Below are 16,471 nucleotides of genomic sequence, written 5' to 3' on the forward strand. Positions count from 1 at the left end.
ACGCGGCCGTCGGGGCTGCTCACGGCCGCCAGCCCTCAGGTCAGATCGGCTACCGTTGCAGGGTGCTGCTCTCAGACCGTGACATCCGCGCCGAGCTCGACCTCGGACGCGTCAGGCTCGACCCCTACGCGGCGGAGATGATCCAGCCGTCGAGCATCGATGTCCGCCTCGACAAGTTCTTCAGGTTGTTCGACAACCACAAGTACCCCTTCATCGACCCGGCCGCCGACCAGCCCGACCTCACGCGTGCCGTCGAGGTCGAGCAGGGTGAGTCCTTCATCCTGCACCCGGGCGAGTTCGTGCTCGGCTCGACCTACGAGGCCGTCACGCTGCCCGACGACGTCGCGGCGCGCCTCGAGGGCAAGTCGTCCCTCGGACGGCTCGGGCTGCTCACGCACTCGACCGCCGGGTTCATCGACCCCGGGTTCTCCGGGCACGTCACCCTCGAGCTGAGCAACGTCGCGACGCTGCCGATCCTGCTGTGGCCCGGCATGAAGATCGGCCAGCTGTGCTTCTTCAGGCTGTCCTCGCCCGCCGAGCACCCCTACGGCTCCGAGCAGTACGGCTCGCGCTACCAAGGGCAGCGCGGCCCGACAGCCTCGCGGTCCTGGCAGAGCTTCCACCGCACCGAGGTCTGAGCGTGACCGACGAGCAGGACCTGCCCCCCGAGGACGGCCCGCGACCCGAGCTGGTGCCGTTGCCCGGGAGCAGCGAGCACCCGATCGCCGATCTCTACGTCCGTCACCTGCTGGCGGTCGACGAGGACGTCGACCCCTCCGAGATCGAGGCCCTCGCCCTGTCGAGGTTCCCCGCGACCCGGTGGGAGACACCGCCCGAGGTGGTCCAGACGAAGGCCGGCCGCGGGAGCAGGGGCAGCGAGGTGCACGACAGGCTCGTGCCCGGGACGCTGCGCACCTCACGGCACACGACCATCTCCGGGCCCTACGCCCCGGCGAGCGACGACGGTACGGCACTCGGCTTCGACGGACCTGTCGGCATGGTCTACGAGGTGCTGTGCCCGCGGGAGCGCGGTGCTGCACCCTTCCAGGGCGGCGGCGACAGGGACGGCCTGGCGCGCGTCTACTCCGAGGCCTTCCCGATCCGTGAAGAGGCCCGGGTCGCGTCCTGGCTGGTCGCGGTCGCGCGGCGGCTCTGCGGCGCGGTCCGCTTCGACCTCGGTGCCACGGAGCCCCGCTTCGTCGTGCCCGACCCTGCGGTCTCGGTCGACCTCACCGTGTACTCCGACGTGTGGCTCTCGCCCGACGCGGCCCTCGCGGTGTGCGCCCAGGCCGACGGCAGCGCCCGCCTCGCGAGCACAGGCACGCCCTGGCAGGGGCCGCCGCAGACGGCCGGCACGGTCCCGGTCGAGCCTGACGGACCACTCACGCCCGAGCAGCTCGCGGCCCTGCACGCCCGCGCCGAAGACGCAGACATCGCTGCCCTGACAGGCCCGCGGACGCTGTCCGCCTACGCCGTCGAGGTCGACCTGGGCGACGACGGGCTCGTCTCGGTCGAGGTCAGCGGAGTCGAGCAGCTCCCGCTCGTCCTGCGCGGCCTCGAGTGGGCCGTCGACGGTGCGATCGCCTACCAGGTGCGCTGGACCCCCGACGACCTCGTGGACTGGCAGCGCGAGCTCCCGTCCTTCGAGCACAGGGTGTCCAGGACCCGTGCGGCCGGGGTGGTCGCAGCCCTCACCCGGGCGGTCCACGTCGCCGTCGGCGGCGAGATCGTCGACCAGGACGAGTTCCTCGTCGAACCCGACGACGTCTGAGGGGCATCTAGCCCGAGAACGTCCGCACCGCTGCGCCTTCTGGTCGAGATCTGCGCCTTGTCCTCAGGGCCGCGGCGTGGCGTTCGTCTCGTCTCGCGGTGGGCCTGCGCCGAGGTGCCGCGCCCAGCCCGGGCGCAGAGCCCCTGTGTACCCCAGAATGGAGTCCACCGGAGCCACGGGTGGCTCGGTTCGAGGCCATGCCTTGGTAAACTGATCCCCACAACTCCACCTTGCCCTGGGTGCGCGCTGGCCATCGAGCCCTGCCCGCGTCGTGGGGCCGACCGACCACCCGCCCACAACAGGACGGAGCGGACGTGCTGCTCTTGCTCGTTGCCCACGTCGTCATGGCACTTGCCGCGCCCGCACTGGTCTCCTGGCTGGGCCGCCGGGCCTTCCTCGTCATGGCGCTCGCCCCCGCGTCGGCCGCTGTCTACGCGCTCACCCAGACCAGCCGCGTCATGGACGGCGACCACCCGACCGAGGTCGTGCAGTGGATCCCCGCGCTCGGCGTCGAGCTGTCGTTCCGCCTCGACACCCTCGGCTGGCTCATGCTGCTGCTCGTCGGCGGTGTGGGTGCGCTGGTGCTCGTCTACTGCTCGGCGTACTTCGCCGCCTCGGCCTCGGGCCTGCGCAAGTTCGGCGGGGTCCTCACGGCCTTCGCCGGTGCGATGGTCGGTCTCGTCACCGCCGACGACATGCTCCTGCTCTTCATGTTCTGGGAGCTCACGACAGTCTTCTCGTACCTGCTCATCGGTCATTACCACGACCGCAAGGCGAGCCGTCGGGCCGCGATGCAGGCGATCATCGTCACGACCGCAGGTGGGCTCGCGATGCTGGTCGGCATCGTGATCCTCGGGAACAGCGCCTCGACCGGGTACAGCCTCTCGGGCCTGCTCGCCGACCCGCCCGAGGGCACAGCGGTCACCGCCGCAGTCGTCTGCCTGCTCGTCGGTGCGGCGTCGAAGGCAGCCCTCATCCCCACGCACTTCTGGCTGCCCGCAGCCATGGCCGCCCCGACACCCGTCTCCGCCTACCTGCACGCCGCAGCGATGGTCAAGGCCGGTGTGTACCTCGTCGCGCGCTTCGCGCCGGCGTACTCCCACCTCACCGTGTGGGTCGTCATCGTCGTCGTGCTCGGCTGCGGCACGCTGCTGCTCGGTGGTTACCGCGCGCTGCGGCAGAACGACCTCAAGCTCGTCCTCGCCTACGGCACCGTGAGCCAGCTCGGGCTCATCGTCCTCATGGTCGGCATCGGCTCGCGCGCCGCCGCGCTCGCCGGTCTCGCGATGATCGGCGCCCACGCCATGTTCAAGGCGACGCTGTTCCTCACCGTCGGGATCGTCGACGCCGCGACGGGCACCCGTGACCTGCGGCGCCTGTCCGGCGTCGGCCGAGCCATGCCGCTGACGGCCCTCGCGGGCGGTCTCGCGACAGCCTCGATGATCGGCCTGCCGCCCTTCGCCGGCTACGTCGCCAAGGAGGCGGCCCTCGAGGCCCTCGTGCACGACGAGGCGCCGCTGGGGCTGCCGTGGCTCGGCATCCTCGTCATCGCGGCCGTCGTGATCGGCTCGATGCTCACCGTCGCCTACGGCCTGCGCTTCTTCTGGGGAGCCTTCGCGACCAAGAAGTCCGCACCGGCCATCCCGATCGTCCCCGTCAACGCGGAGGGCCACCCCGTCGAGACCGCGCCGGTCGACCCCGCGAGCATCAAGCGCCAGTCCCTCCTGCTCGTGCTGCCCGCCCTGACCCTCGCGGTCCTGGGTCTGGTCACCGCGCTCAACCCGACCTTCGGTGAGCACCTGCTCGAGCCCCACGCCCAGACGTATCCGACGGGCGAGGCCGGTCACCTGGTCCTCTGGGCAGGCGTCACCCCGGCCTTCGGGCTGACGGCCGCGATCCTCGGCGTCGGTGCGCTGATGTTCTGGGGTCGCCGCCAGGTCGAGTGGTTCCAGGCCGCGATGCCCCGCACCCTCGAGGCCGACAAGGCGTACCGCCGCTCGATGCGCGCCCTCGACGACCTCGCCGCGGACGTCACCGCGATGACCCAGCGCGGTTCGCTGCCCTTCTACCTCGGCGCGATCCTCATCGTGCTGGTCGTCGGACCGGGTGGTGTGCTGCTCACGCAGAACGCCTGGCCTGCCGAGACACGGATCTGGGACAGCGCCGCGCAGCTCGCGCCCGTGCTCGTCATCGTGGTCTCGTCGATCCTCGCCGCGCGCTCCAGGCGCCGCCTCAAGGCCGTGCTGCTCGCCGGTTTTGCCGGCTACTCGGTCGCCTTCCTCTTCATGCTGCACGGCGCGCCGGACCTCGCGCTCACGCAGGTGCTCGTCGAGACCGTCACCCTCGTGGTCATGGTGCTCGTGCTGCGACGCCTGCCCGCGTACTTCTCCGACCGTCCGCTCGCCATCACGCGCTGGGTCCGCCTCGGCATCGCCGTGGCTGTCGGGCTCGTCGTCATGGGCTTCGCGCTCGTCGTGCCCGGCGCGCGCATCCACGAGGCCGTCTCGACCAAGTTCCCCGACGAGGCCTACGAGTTCGGCGGTGGCAAGAACATCGTCAACGTCACCCTGGTCGACATCCGTGCGTGGGACACCATGGGCGAGATCTCGGTCCTGCTGGTGGCGGCGACGGGTGTCGCCTCGCTCGTGTTCCTCAGCCGCCGCGGCGGCGAGATCTTCCGGGCGCAGAACGTCACGACAGACACCGCCAACGCCTACAGGGTGTGGGCCGCGCAGACCGAGGCCGAGGCCAGCCCGCAGGTCGCCGCCCTCATGCCCGCCAAGGGTGCCCCCGCCGCGCCTGCGCAGTCCATGCGCCAGCGGGTGTGGCTGCCGGCAGGCAAGACCCTCGCGCCGGTGCGGCGCTCGGTGATCTTCGAGGTCGTCACGCGCCTGCTGTTCCACTCGATGATCGTCTACGCGGTCTACCTGCTCTTCGCCGGGCACAACGCCCCGGGTGGAGGCTTCGCGGCAGGGATCGTCGTCGGCATCGCGCTCGTCGTGAGGTACCTCGCCGGCGGTCGCTACGAGCTCGGCGAGGCCCTCCCGGTCCAGCCCGGTCTGCTGCTCGGCCTCGGTCTGTTCCTCTCGGCAGGGGTCGGCCTCGGTTCGCTGATCTTCGGCGGCGGGGTGCTGCAGAGCGAGATCGTCGAGTTCACGCTGCCGCTCTTCGGGCACGTCAAGCTCGTCACAGCCCTGTTCTTCGACCTCGGGGTGTTCCTCGTGGTCATCGGTCTCATCCTCGACGTCCTGCGGTCCCTGGGAGCCGAGATCGACCGGCAGATCGACCTGGCCATGCCCGCCGCGCAGAGCTCGGCCGAGGCCATCTCGGTCGGGACCGGCACGAGCGTCGTGGAGCACACCCGTGAGAGCGCGGCCGACCGGGTCCGCGACGAGCGCGGTGTCACCCGCTCGGCCGGAGACGGCTCAGAGACCCGCGGTCCCAACGAGCACGAGGAGAGGATCTGATGGACCTCATCGACACCAGCCCCAACCTGCTCCTCGTCCTCGCGATCGGCGTGCTGTTCACGACAGGGGTCTACCTGCTCCTCGAGCGCAGCCTCACCCGTGTGCTCATCGGGTTCATCCTCATCGGCAACGGTGCGAACCTGCTGTTCCTGGTGGCCGGTGGCCGCGCCGGGGGAGCACCGATCATCGGTGACACCGACCCCGCCGACATGAGCGACCCGCTCCCGCAGGCGATGGTCCTCACCGCGATCGTCATCACCCTCGCCCTCACGGCCTTCGTGCTGGCCATGGCGTACCGCTCGTGGCAGCTGCACGGCCACGACGAGGTGCAGGACGACCTCGAGGACAAGCGCATCGTCCGGATCGCCGCCAAGAACGCCCCGACCTACAACGACACCGACTCCGAGGAAGACAGCGAGAGTGCCGATGAACAGGCCGCTGAGGCACGCGACGAGACCGAGAGGGGCACACCATGAGTGAGTACACCTGGCTCGTGCCGCTCCCCGTCGTCATGCCCCTGTTCGCGGCCGGTCTGACGCTCGCGCTCTACAGGCACCCCCGCGCGCAGCGGGTCATCTCCGTGCTCGCCCTCTCGCTCATGGTCGCCGTCGGGGTGGGGCTGCTGTTCCTCGCCGACTCCGGTCCCGTGGTCGTCGACATCGGCGGCTGGGCGGCGCCGGTCGGCATCGACCTCGTCGCCGACAGGCTCTCCTCGCTCATGCTCACGGTGTCGAGCACCGTGATGCTGTGCGTCCTGCTCTACTCCCTCGGGCAGGGCATCACCGACGGGGACGAGGCCGCCCCGGTCTCCATCTACCACCCGACGTACCTGGTCCTGGCGGCCGGCGTCTCGAACGCCTTCCTCGCGGGCGACCTCTTCAACCTCTACGTCGGCTTCGAGATCCTGCTGGCCGCCAGCTACGTGCTGCTGACCCTCGGCGGGACCGGCGAGCGCATCCGCGCCGGGTCGATCTACGTGATCGTCGCGCTGCTGTCGTCGATCATCTTCCTCGTGGCGATCGCGCTCGTCTACGCCGCGACGGGCACGGTCAACCTGGCCCAGCTCGCGCAGCGCCTGCCCGAGATCGACCCCGGGGTGGCCCTCGTGCTGCAGCTGCTGCTGCTGCTCGCCTTCGGGATCAAGGCGGCCATCTTCCCGCTGTCCGCGTGGCTGCCCGACTCCTACCCGACGGCCCCCGCACCCGTCACCGCGGTCTTCGCCGGGTTGCTCACCAAGGTGGGCGTCTACGCGATCATGCGCACCCAGACGCTGCTGTTCACCGACGGTCGCCTCGACACGCTGCTCATGTGGCTCGCCCTGGCGACGATGGTCATCGGGATCCTCGGCGCCGTGGCGCAGAGCGACATCAAACGACTGCTGTCCTTCACGCTCGTCAGCCACATCGGGTACATGCTCTTCGGCATCGCGCTGGCCAGCCAGGCCGGTCTCGGGGCGTCGATCTTCTACGTCGCCCACCACATCACCGTGCAGACGACGCTGTTCCTCGTCGTCGGTCTCGTCGAGCGCCGAGGCGGGTCCACCTCGCTCGACAGGCTGGGCGGTCTCGCGAAGATCGCGCCGGGCCTCGCGATCCTCTTCTTCATCCCGGCGATGAACCTCGCGGGGATCCCGCCGCTCTCCGGGTTCCTCGGCAAGGTCGGGCTGCTCGAGGCCGGTGTCGCGCAGGGCACCACCCTCGCCTACACGCTCGTGGTCGGCAGCGTCGTCACGTCGCTGCTCACCCTCTACGCGATCGTCAAGGCGTGGAACAAGGCCTTCTGGCAGACACCGCCCGAGCCGCTGCCCGACGCGACCCTGCCCGGTTCGATGGTCGGCCCGACGGCCGCCCTCGTCGGTGTGGGGCTCCTGCTCACGGTGGTCGCCGGTCCGCTCTACAGCTATTCCGACCGCGCCGCCGCGACCATGCAGGACACCAGCCAGTACATCGACGCCGTCCTCGGCCCTGACGGCCGCGGCGAGGGGGACTCGACAGACTCGGTGCCCAACCCCGGCATCGACAACACCCCGGTCCCGTCCCCGAGCGGGACGCCGGCCGACGACTCGAGCGAGACCACGGACGGAGGCGACTCATGACGATCCACCGCAGGCGCCGCAAGATCGCCGAGCAGTGGCCCACGGTCCTGTGGCTCGCCGTCGTCTGGGTGATGCTCTGGGGCACGCTCAGCTGGGGCAACGTCTTGGCCGGTCTCGGGATCGCGCTGCTCGTCACGGTCCTCATGCCGCTGCCGACCATCGACTTCCACGGCCGTGTCCGGCCGCTCGGCATCCTCGTCCTGCTGCTGCGCTTCCTGTGGGAGCTCGTCGTGGCGTCGGTCGAGGTCAGCCTCTACGCCTTCAGGTTCGGGAAGGTCCCGCGCGGGGCGGTCGTCGGTGTCAAGCTGCGCAGCTCCTCCGACCTCTACCTGACCCTCGTGGCGGAGATCAGCTCGCTGGTCCCCGGCTCGCTGGTCATCGAGGCGCACCGCAACACCGGCATGCTGTACCTGCACGTCCTCGACATCGAGTCCTACGGTGGCGCGGACAAGGTCCGCGAGCACACGCTCGAGCTCGAGGCCCGGGTCATGCGTGCCCTCGCCTCCGACGACGAGCTCGCGCGCGCGGGTGTCGCCACGACCCGACGCGGCCAGGCGGCGCTCGACGCCGAGCGGTCCGCACAGACCAGCTCGACCACGGAGGCCTCCTCATGACCGTCGTCGCCATCATCTGCGGTGTCATGCTCGTGACAGCCGCGATCCTCGCGCTGATCCGTGCCGAGCGCGGACCGAGCATGCTCGACCGCACGGTCGCCCTCGACGTGTTCGTCACGACCCTCGTCGGAGGGATCGTGCTCGAGTCGGCCCTCTCCGGGCGGCTCGACACCCTGCCGATCCTCATCGTCCTCTCGCTCGTCGGCTTCGTCGGCTCGGTGACCATCGCGCGCTTCGCCGCCGTCGAGCCCGAGGGCGAAGGACGTGTGCGGACCCTCGAGGAGATCGCGCAGGAGGAGGCCGCACGGGTCGAGGCCGACGCGGACCACCCGATCCTCGACGAGCCGCGCGACCTCATCGAGCCGAAGGACCCGAAGGGGTCCGAGCACACCACGACCATCGGCTCGATCCCGCAGGCGGCCAAGGCCGTGCAAGACATCACCGGACCGAAGGAGGAGCGATGAGCTGGACGACCCTCGCCGACGTCGCAGCAGGCTTCTGCCTCATCGCCGGTTCCTTCCTCGCCCTCGCGGCCGGGGTCGGTGTGCTGAGGTTCCCCGACCTCCTCGCCCGCATGCACGCGGGCACCAAGCCGCAGGTCCTCGGGCTGATCCTGCTGCTCACCGGCGAGGCGCTGCGCGTGCGCAACATGCAGGTGCTCGGCATGCTCGTGCTCATCATCGTGTTCCAGCTGCTCACGGCCCCCGTCGCGGCGCACATGGTCGGCCGGGCGGGCTACCGCACAGGCAAGGTCCGCAACGACCTGCTGGTCGTCGACGAGCTCACCGAAGACCACTTCCGCGCCCCGGAGAAGCCCGTCCGCTGCGAAGACGACCACGGCCTCGACAACCCCGCCCGCAAGGACAAGCGGGACGTCGAGGCACCCCCGGCCTGAGCAGCGGTCGTCAGAGGCCCTTCGAGGACAACCAGGCGGTGACCTCATCGAAGAACCGGCTGCGCGCAGGCTCGGGCGAGAGGCTGAGGTCGTGGGCAGCGCCCGGGACGGTGACCAGCGTGACGTCACGCCCGAGGCCCGGGGCGAGCCGTGCGGTCTGCTGCACGTCCAGCACGCTGTCGGTCGTGAGGATCGCGTCGTGCCAGCGCTTCGGGTCGCCCGAGGCGTCCGGCGTCAGCACGAGCACCGGGCAGCGGATGTCGAGCCCCCGGGCCACCTGCGCGTGGCCGCGGCGGACGGCCCGCAACCAGCCGGCCCGGGCCGGGAAGCCCTCGTGCGGCTTGAGCGTGAGGTCGTAGTCCCACTCGCCGCCGGTGTCCTTGTGCAGCGCCCGGCCGTAGTGCGGACCCAGCCCGCCGACGGGGGTGCGCGGGGCGAGCGGAGCGAGCATGTCGATCAGCCGTGTGGCCACCACGCGCGAGAACCACGGCTCGTTGAGGTCGAGCCAGGGGGAGTTGAGGACCAGGGCGTCGATCTGGACGGCTGAGGCTGAGGTCGTGCTCGTGCCCGTGCTCGTCGCCGACTCCGCACCTGCGCGCGTGCGGGCGTCGGCCCAGAGGGCTGTCACGAGCCCGCCCGTGGAGTGCCCGAGGACCACCAGCTCCTCGTGGCCGAGCTCGTCGCGGACGATCCGTGCCGCGGTGTCGAGCTCTTCGGCGTAGTCGGACAGCCGCGTCACGTAGTTGGGCGTCTGGTGCGGACGCAGCGAGCGTCCGTAGCGACGCAGGTCGAGAGCGTAGAAGGTGTACCCGTGATCGGCCAGGACGTCGGCCATGTGCGTCTGGAAGAAGTAGTCGACGTAGCCGTGGACGTAGAGGACCGCCCGCTCTGTCCGCGGTCGCGCGCCGTCGGCGACGAGCGTGGCGACCACCTCGCCCTCCTCGTCGGGGCGCAGCCGGAGGGTCCGGGCGAGCCAGGAGCCGCCGAGCATGTCGGGTTCCCAGCGGCTGTCCGAGGTGAGGTCTGCGGTCATGGGGTCATCTCCGTCGACGAGAGACGGCGTGCGGCTCGCCCTCGGTCGAGGGGAGCCGCACGCCGTCGGGGGTGCTGCGTCTGTGTGCGGCTGTCAGCCGACTGTAGCCGTCAGCCGGCCGTGGCTGTCAGCCTGCGGTGGCAGTCAGCGACCGCGGCCGTCAGCGCCAGGGCTGCTGCCCGGGTGCCGGAGGCTCCTCGCCAGGCTTCCCAGGCTGGCCCCACTGCTGGCCGGTCTGGTCCTGGCCAGGCTGGCCCGTCTGCTGTCCCCACTGCTGCTGACCGGGCTGCTGGGGCTGACCCTGTCCGGGCTGACCCCACTGCTGCTGTCCGGGCTGACCCTGCTGACCCTGCTGACCCTGCTGCTGGTCCGGCTGGCCCCACTGCTGGCCGGGCTGGCCAGGCTGCTGCTGGCCCTGACCGGGCTGGCCCCACTGCTGCTGACCAGGCTGACCGGGCTGCTGGGGCTGGCCCCACTGCTGACCCTGCTGACCGGGCTGCTGCGGCTGCTGGCCCCACTGCTGCTGGCCGGGCTGGCCCTGCTGCTGGCCCCAGGCGGGAGCGCCTGCTGCGGCGTACGCACCGGGTCCGCCGGGGCCACCCTGGCCGCCACCCTTGCGGTTGCGGAGGATCAGCCACGTGGCGAGCCCTGCGAGGGCGAGGACGCCCACGCCGATGCCCACCCAGAGGAGCCAGCTGACACCCTCGTCGTCGGAGCTGGAGCTGTCGGCCTCGGGCTCGTCGCTCGCGGAGTCCGAGCTGTCGGGCGTGGACTCGGTGCTGGGGTCCGTCGCGTCGTCCGTGGCGTCGTCGGACGGGTCGACGACCGAGCCGGAGCCGCCGGCCGAGCCGCGCGCGTCGAAGTCGAGGGTCTCGCCGAGGACGTAGGTCCAGGTGACCGTGTTGCCGTCGATGACGCCGTTGGAGTCGGTGACCTCGCCCGGGAACTCGACCGAGAAGGTGATGTCGGGCTCGCCCATGCCCAGGCTCTCGAAGTTCGCGACGTCGTCCTCGGTGAAGCCCATGTCCGCGTTGTCGAGCGACCCGGTCACCACGTACTCGTCGCCCTCGCGCGTGAAGGAGAGCACGTCGTCCGAGAAGTCGGCGAGCGGCGCGTCCTCGGTCGTGTAGAGGTAGCCGGTGTAGCCGTCCTGCTTGTAGGCCTCGCTCTCCATGCCCGGCATGATGAGGTCGTCGCCGGCCTCGGTCTCCATCTGCTCGAGGAAGTCGTCGGCCGACATGCCGAGCTGCTCGATCGTGGCGTCCTCGACGGCCATGAGCATCTGGATGTTCATGGTGTCGTCGTCGTTGAGGACGATCTCGGTCTGCACACGCATGCAGCCGGTCAGTGTGACGGCGAGGACCGCGCCTGCGGCTAGGGCTGTGAGACGTTTCATGGCCGGTGGGCTCCTTGGGACAGGTCGCGCACCGGGGGGTGACGACGGGTGAGGATCTCGACTGGTGCCAACTCTGGCATGCCGAGTGCCTCTCTGCCCCACGATCTGAGGCTTCCGGGGACTTCTCCCCAGCGCAGAGGGGCTGTGGACGACGGGTTCACCCGCTCGAGGGTTCTGGAGCTGCTCCCGGCAGTGGCGGAGCAGAGTTGAGTGGAATACGCTCAACTTTCGCGGCGTTGTCGTCTACAGACCCGTTCCCTGACCTTGGAGGACTTGCATGGACCTCAACCTCACGACCCTCTCCCGCGACGCGCTCGGCAACGCCGTGCAGTCCGCAGGGGCTGCCAGCAACCCGCAGGTCGAGCCTGTCCACCTGCTCGACGCGCTGCTCGCCCAGCAGACCGGCACGACCCCCGGCCTCCTCGCCCAGGCGGGCGTGGACGCCCAGGCCGTCGGCGCCGCCGCCCGCCGGGCCCTCGTCGCCCTGCCGACCCTCTCGGGGTCCTCGGTCGCCGAGCCCACGCTCTCGGGCGCCATGTCCGCCGTGCTCCAGCGCGCCCGCACCGAGGCCGCCGAGCTGCAGGACGAGTACATCTCGACCGAGCACCTGCTGCTCGGTCTCGCCGCCGCGCCCTCGCCGGCCGCCGACATCCTCCAGCGCGCCGGAGCCACGCGTGAGGCGCTCGCCGCAGCGATCCCCGTGGTCCGCGGTGGACGCCGGGTCACCAGCCCCAACCCCGAGGGCACCTACGACTCGCTCGAGAAGTACGGCGTCGACCTCACCGAGGCCGCACGCGACGGCCGGCTCGACCCTGTCATCGGCCGCGACTCCGAGATCCGTCGCGTGGTCCAGGTGCTCTCGCGCCGCACCAAGAACAACCCTGTGCTCATCGGTGAGCCCGGCGTCGGCAAGACCGCGGTCGTCGAAGGGCTCGCCCAGCGCATCGTCGCGGGCGACGTCCCCGACTCGCTCAAGGGCAAGCGGCTCATCTCGCTCGACCTCGCGGCGATGGTCGCCGGTGCCAAGTACCGCGGTGAGTTCGAAGAGCGCCTCAAGGCTGTCCTCGAGGAGATCAAGGGCTCCGACGGCGAGGTCGTCACCTTCATCGACGAGCTGCACACCGTCGTCGGTGCCGGGGGTGGCTCCGAGGGTGCGATGGACGCGGGCAACATGCTCAAGCCCATGCTCGCCCGCGGTGAGCTGCGCCTCGTCGGTGCGACCACGCTCGACGAGTACCGCGAGCACGTCGAGAAGGACCCCGCCCTCGAGCGCCGCTTCCAGCAGGTGTTCGTCGGCGAGCCGACGGTCGAGGACACCGTGGCGATCCTGCGCGGGCTCAAGTCCCGCTACGAGGCTCACCACCGCGTGACCATCTCCGACGCCGCGCTCGTGGCTGCCGCGGCGCTGTCCGACAGGTACATCACCGGTCGCCAGCTCCCCGACAAGGCGATCGACCTCGTCGACGAGGCCGCCGCGCGCCTGCGTATGGAGATGGACTCGTCCCCGGTCGAGATCGACGTGCTCCAGCGCGCCGTGACACGCCTCGAGATGGAAGAGCTCGCCCTGGAGAAGTCCGACGACGAGGCCTCCCGCCAGCGTCTGTCGGTGCTGCGCGCGACCCTCGCCGACCGCAAGGAAGAGCTCGCCTCGCTCACGGCCCGCTGGGCTGCTGAGAAGGGCGGCTTCAACAGGGTCGGTGAGCTCCGTGAGAGGCTCGCCCAGCTCGACGCCCAGGCCGAGAAGGCCGAGCGCGAGGCCGACCTCGAGACCGCGTCGCGGCTGCGCTACGGCGACATCCCCCAGCTCGAGCGCGAGCTCGCCGAGGCCGAGAAGGCCGAGCACGCCGAGGAGACCGTCGACCGCCCTGCCCCGCTCGTCGGGGACAAGGTCGACGCCGACGAGATCGCCGAGGTGGTCTCCGCCTGGACGGGCATCCCCGCCGGACGCATGCTCCAGGGCGAGAGCCAGAAGCTCTTGTCCATGGAGGAGGTCCTCGGGCAGCGGCTCATCGGCCAGAAGGCGGCTGTCGCGACGGTCTCCGACGCTGTGCGCCGCGCGCGGGCAGGGGTCTCCGACCCCGACCGCCCGACGGGGTCGTTCATGTTCCTCGGCCCGACGGGTGTCGGCAAGACCGAGCTCGCCAAGGCTCTCGCCGACTTCCTCTTCGACGACGCCCGGGCGATGGTCCGCATCGACATGTCCGAGTACTCGGAGAAGCACACCGTCGCGCGCCTCGTCGGGGCACCCCCGGGCTACGTCGGCTACGAAGAGGGCGGTCAGCTGACCGAGGCCGTGCGGCGTCGTCCGTACTCGGTCGTGCTCCTCGACGAGGTCGAGAAGGCCCACCCCGAGGTCTTCGACATCTTGCTCCAGGTGCTCGACGACGGGCGGCTCACCGACGGTCAGGGCCGGACCGTGGACTTCCGCAACGTGATCCTCGTGATGACGTCGAACCTCGGGTCGCAGTACCTCGTCGACCCGCTGCTCGACGACGGGGCTAAGCGGGCGTCGGTCATGGCCGCCGTGCAGAGCGCCTTCAAGCCGGAGTTCCTCAACAGGCTCGACGACGTGGTGCTCTTCGACCCGCTCGACCTCGACGAGCTCGGGCAGATCGTGGACATCCAGGTCGAGGCCCTGGCGGCGCGCCTGGTCGACCGGCGGATCACGCTGGTCGTCACGGACGCTGCGCGGGAGTGGCTCGCGATCGAGGGCTTCGACCCCGCCTACGGAGCGCGGCCGCTGCGCCGCCTCGTGCAGCGGGAGATCGGCGACAGGCTCGCACGGACGCTCCTCGCGGGTGAGATCGCCGACGGCGACAGGATCCTCGTCGACCGTCCCGAGTCGCCCGAGGGCGGCGCGGGGAACCTGGTGGTCGAGGTGCTCCGCTAGGAGCGCTCCGGCAGGAGCGCCTCACCACGAGCGCTCCGTCGGGAGTGCCTCGCTCAGAGCGTTCCTGCGAGAGCGCTCTGCGAGGAGCGGGGCCAGCCAGACGACAGCAGCCGCACCGGTCATCCGGTGCGGCTGCTGTGCTGCTGTGCTCGCGCGTCCGGTCTCGGGCGGCTGGAGGTGGTGCGGGGTCAGTCGAGGAGGCTGCCGGAGAGCCCGCCCTCGACGACGGCGATGCACAGACCTGTGCGGTCGTCGTCAGCCCACGAGTCTTCGCTCGGGGTCCACACGACGAGGCTGAGGTCGTCGGCCGGGACGTCGCCGCTCGTCACGAGGTCGGGGGAGCAGATCGCCGTCGTCTGGGTGACGAGCGTGTCCTGGCCGGGGAAGTCACCGTCGGTGAAGGTCGTGCTCCCGACCACCTGAGCGCCGTGGTCGTCGGAGCAGGGCACCACGTCGACCTCGCCGACGGACCCGCTGCCCGAGACGTCTTCGAGGCAGTTGCCGACGACGAGCTGGCTGACCGACGCGCTCGTGCTCGACGACACGTCGGGCTCGAGGGCCTCGGGCGTCGAGTCGGAGAAGAACAGGAAGAACGCCGCGACGGCGAGGCCGATCACGACCACCGCGACGACGATCCCGATGATGAGGCCGCGCGACGACTTCTTCGGGGGCTGCTGTCCCCACTGCGGGTTCTGCTGACCGGGCTGGCCGGGGTAGCCGCCCTGCTGGCCCGGGCCCCACTGCTGCTGCGCGGGCTGCTGACCCCACGGGCCTTGCTGCCCGGGGCTGTGCTGCCCAGGTCCTTGCTGGGCGGGTGCGCCAGGCTGACCCCACTGCTGTGCGGGCTGCTGCTGGCCCGGCTGCTGACCGGGCTGACCCCACTGCTGGCCGGGCTGCTGGGGCTGCTGGCCCGGCTGCTGCTGCCACGGCTGCTGTGCCGGCTGCTGGCCATGCTGTGGACCGGCGGGCTGCTGCGGGCTGCCATGCTGCTGCGGACCGCCGGGCTGGCCCCACTGCTGGGTGGGCTGCTGCCACGGCTGACCGGGCTGAGACTGCTGGCCCTGCTGCCAGGGTTCGCCCTGCTGGGCCTGGCCCGGCTGACCGGGCTGACTCGGCTGCTGACCAGGCTGTCCTGCGGGGCCCGGCTGGCCGTAGGACGCCGAGGGGCCCTGCGTGCCCTGCTGGTCGCCCCACCCCGGCTGCGCGCCGAGCTTCTGCGTCTTGGCGTCGTCGGGACCAGGAGCGCCCGCGCCGGGTGGGGGAGGAGGAACGTGGCTCATGGTCAACCGCCTAGGTTCAGGGCGGTCGGACCGCCGGAGTCGTCTCACGGGCAGCCTAGCCGCCGGTCGAGCCGCAGGGGAGGTGAGATCGCAGGTCGGACGTCCGACTGTAGAGTCCTGCTCGCGGAGGGGGCACTGCAGCCCCGTCGAGGAATGGGGTCAGACCGTGACAGAACCTGCACAGCCGCGCCGCGAGCGGGGGTACGCCAAGGGGCGCGCCACGCGCGTGCAGATCGTCGAGGCCGCGATGGTCTTGTTCGGCGAGGTCGGGTACAGGTCTGCGTCGCTGCGCGAGATCGCGTCGCGCGTCGGGATCTCGCACCCCGGCCTGATCCACCACTTCCCGACCAAGGAGGTGCTGCTGGCCGCGGTCCTCGAGCACCGGGACGAGATCGACGACTCCGCGCTGGCCGCAGACCTCGCGTCGGGGACGGCGCTGCTCGACGCGGTCGTCAGGCTCGTGCGCCGCAACGCCGAGAGGCCCGGCATCGTCGAGCTGTTCACCACGCTCGCCGCCGAGGCCACGGCCGCAGACCACCCCGCGCACAGGTACTTCCGCGACAGGTACACCACCACGATCGCGCTGCTCACGCGGGAGCTCGAGGCGCTCCGCGCCGCCGGGGCGCTTCGCCCCTCGGTCGACCCGGCCTCGGGCGCCCGTCAGCTCACGGCTCTCATGGACGGGCTCCAGGTCCAGTGGCTGCTCGAGCGCGGCTCCGAGGACCAGGTCGACATGGCCGCCGTCATGCAGGACGCGCTCGCCCTGTACCTCGTGGAGCCGCCCCTCGTGGAACCGCAGAGGCCTGGGAGCGCGGGTGACTGACCCAGCGAGTCCCCCGGGAGCCTGTGCCCCGGCAGACTGACGTAGCACGCCCCCAGGAGCGTGTGCCCCGGCAGACCGAACCAGCACGTCCCCCGGGAGCGTGTGCCCCGGCAGACCGACCCAGCGAGTCCCCCGGGAGCGTGGGCCTCGGCGGACTGACCCAGCCGTCCACCAGCACGTCCCCCGGTGCGTGTGCCCCGGGGGACG

13 protein-coding genes are annotated in these 16,471 nt (G+C 71.1%); 10 read left to right on the top strand and 3 right to left on the bottom strand.

Annotation, left to right across the window (positions count from 1 at the left end; genetic code table 11):
• The first annotated feature begins 62 nt into the window (after positions 1 to 62).
• The 8 genes from dcd (at position 63) to mnhG (ending at position 8,842) form a co-directional block, all read left to right on the top strand.
• Positions 63 to 638 (top strand): dCTP deaminase, encoded by a 576-nt coding sequence (dcd, locus tag ASG53_RS00910; protein WP_056127214.1) that lies wholly within the window; start codon positions 63 to 65, stop codon positions 636 to 638.
• 2 nt (positions 639 to 640) lie between these two features.
• Positions 641 to 1,771 (top strand): hypothetical protein, encoded by a 1,131-nt coding sequence (locus ASG53_RS00915; RefSeq protein WP_056127218.1) that lies wholly within the window; start codon positions 641 to 643, stop codon positions 1,769 to 1,771.
• A 314-nt stretch (positions 1,772 to 2,085) separates the two neighbouring features.
• A complete protein-coding gene (locus tag ASG53_RS00920) occupies positions 2,086 to 5,238 on the top strand; it encodes a Na+/H+ antiporter subunit A (protein ID WP_235533781.1) in 3,153 nt (1,050 codons plus the stop codon).
• Positions 5,238 to 5,714 carry a Na(+)/H(+) antiporter subunit C gene (locus ASG53_RS00925; protein WP_056127220.1) on the top strand — a complete coding sequence of 159 codons (477 nt, stop codon included), beginning with the start codon at positions 5,238 to 5,240 and terminating at the stop codon, positions 5,712 to 5,714. Before ASG53_RS00920 ends, ASG53_RS00925 begins: the two co-directional genes overlap by 1 nt.
• On the top strand, positions 5,711 to 7,333 hold the full coding sequence (locus ASG53_RS00930; RefSeq protein WP_056127222.1) for a Na+/H+ antiporter subunit D: 1,623 nt from the start codon (positions 5,711 to 5,713) through the stop codon (positions 7,331 to 7,333). The genes ASG53_RS00925 and ASG53_RS00930 overlap by 4 nt, the downstream gene beginning before the upstream one ends.
• Positions 7,330 to 7,947: a Na+/H+ antiporter subunit E gene (locus tag ASG53_RS00935; protein WP_056127225.1), complete on the top strand. Its 618-nt coding sequence runs from the start codon at positions 7,330 to 7,332 to the stop codon at positions 7,945 to 7,947. The genes ASG53_RS00930 and ASG53_RS00935 overlap by 4 nt, the downstream gene beginning before the upstream one ends.
• Positions 7,944 to 8,411: a monovalent cation/H+ antiporter complex subunit F gene (locus ASG53_RS19260; RefSeq protein WP_082543690.1), complete on the top strand. Its 468-nt coding sequence runs from the start codon at positions 7,944 to 7,946 to the stop codon at positions 8,409 to 8,411. Before ASG53_RS00935 ends, ASG53_RS19260 begins: the two co-directional genes overlap by 4 nt.
• Entirely contained in the window at positions 8,408 to 8,842 is a 435-nt protein-coding gene (mnhG, locus tag ASG53_RS00945; RefSeq protein ID WP_056127228.1) for a monovalent cation/H(+) antiporter subunit G, read from the top strand. Before ASG53_RS19260 ends, mnhG begins: the two co-directional genes overlap by 4 nt.
• 10 nt (positions 8,843 to 8,852) lie before the next feature.
• On the opposite strand, the gene ASG53_RS00950 is transcribed toward mnhG, so the two are convergent.
• The gene (locus tag ASG53_RS00950; RefSeq protein WP_056127231.1) at positions 8,853 to 9,875 is read right to left on the bottom strand and encodes an alpha/beta hydrolase; all 1,023 of its coding nucleotides are present in this window, start codon (positions 9,873 to 9,875) and stop codon (positions 8,853 to 8,855) included.
• A 160-nt stretch (positions 9,876 to 10,035) separates the two neighbouring features.
• Complete coding sequence (locus ASG53_RS20025; RefSeq protein WP_056127234.1) at positions 10,036 to 11,271, bottom strand: LppM family (lipo)protein; 1,236 nt, start codon at positions 11,269 to 11,271, stop codon at positions 10,036 to 10,038.
• 277 nt (positions 11,272 to 11,548) lie between these two features.
• Between ASG53_RS20025 and clpB the strand changes: the two genes are divergently transcribed.
• On the top strand, positions 11,549 to 14,161 hold the full coding sequence (gene clpB / locus ASG53_RS00960; RefSeq protein ID WP_056127237.1) for an ATP-dependent chaperone ClpB: 2,613 nt from the start codon (positions 11,549 to 11,551) through the stop codon (positions 14,159 to 14,161).
• Between the two features lie 188 nt (positions 14,162 to 14,349).
• Here clpB and ASG53_RS00965 read toward each other — a convergent pair whose 3' ends face one another.
• Entirely contained in the window at positions 14,350 to 15,441 is a 1,092-nt protein-coding gene (locus ASG53_RS00965; RefSeq protein WP_056127240.1) for a hypothetical protein, read from the bottom strand.
• Positions 15,442 to 15,607: 166 nt separating this feature from the next.
• On the opposite strand from ASG53_RS00965, the gene ASG53_RS00970 reads away from it, so the two are divergent.
• A complete protein-coding gene (locus tag ASG53_RS00970; RefSeq protein ID WP_056127242.1) occupies positions 15,608 to 16,264 on the top strand; it encodes a TetR/AcrR family transcriptional regulator in 657 nt (218 codons plus the stop codon).
• Positions 16,265 to 16,471: the final 207 nt, after the last annotated feature.

Source organism: Sanguibacter sp. Leaf3, assembly GCF_001425965.1.
Classification (GTDB): domain Bacteria; phylum Actinomycetota; class Actinomycetes; order Actinomycetales; family Cellulomonadaceae; genus Sanguibacter; species Sanguibacter inulinus.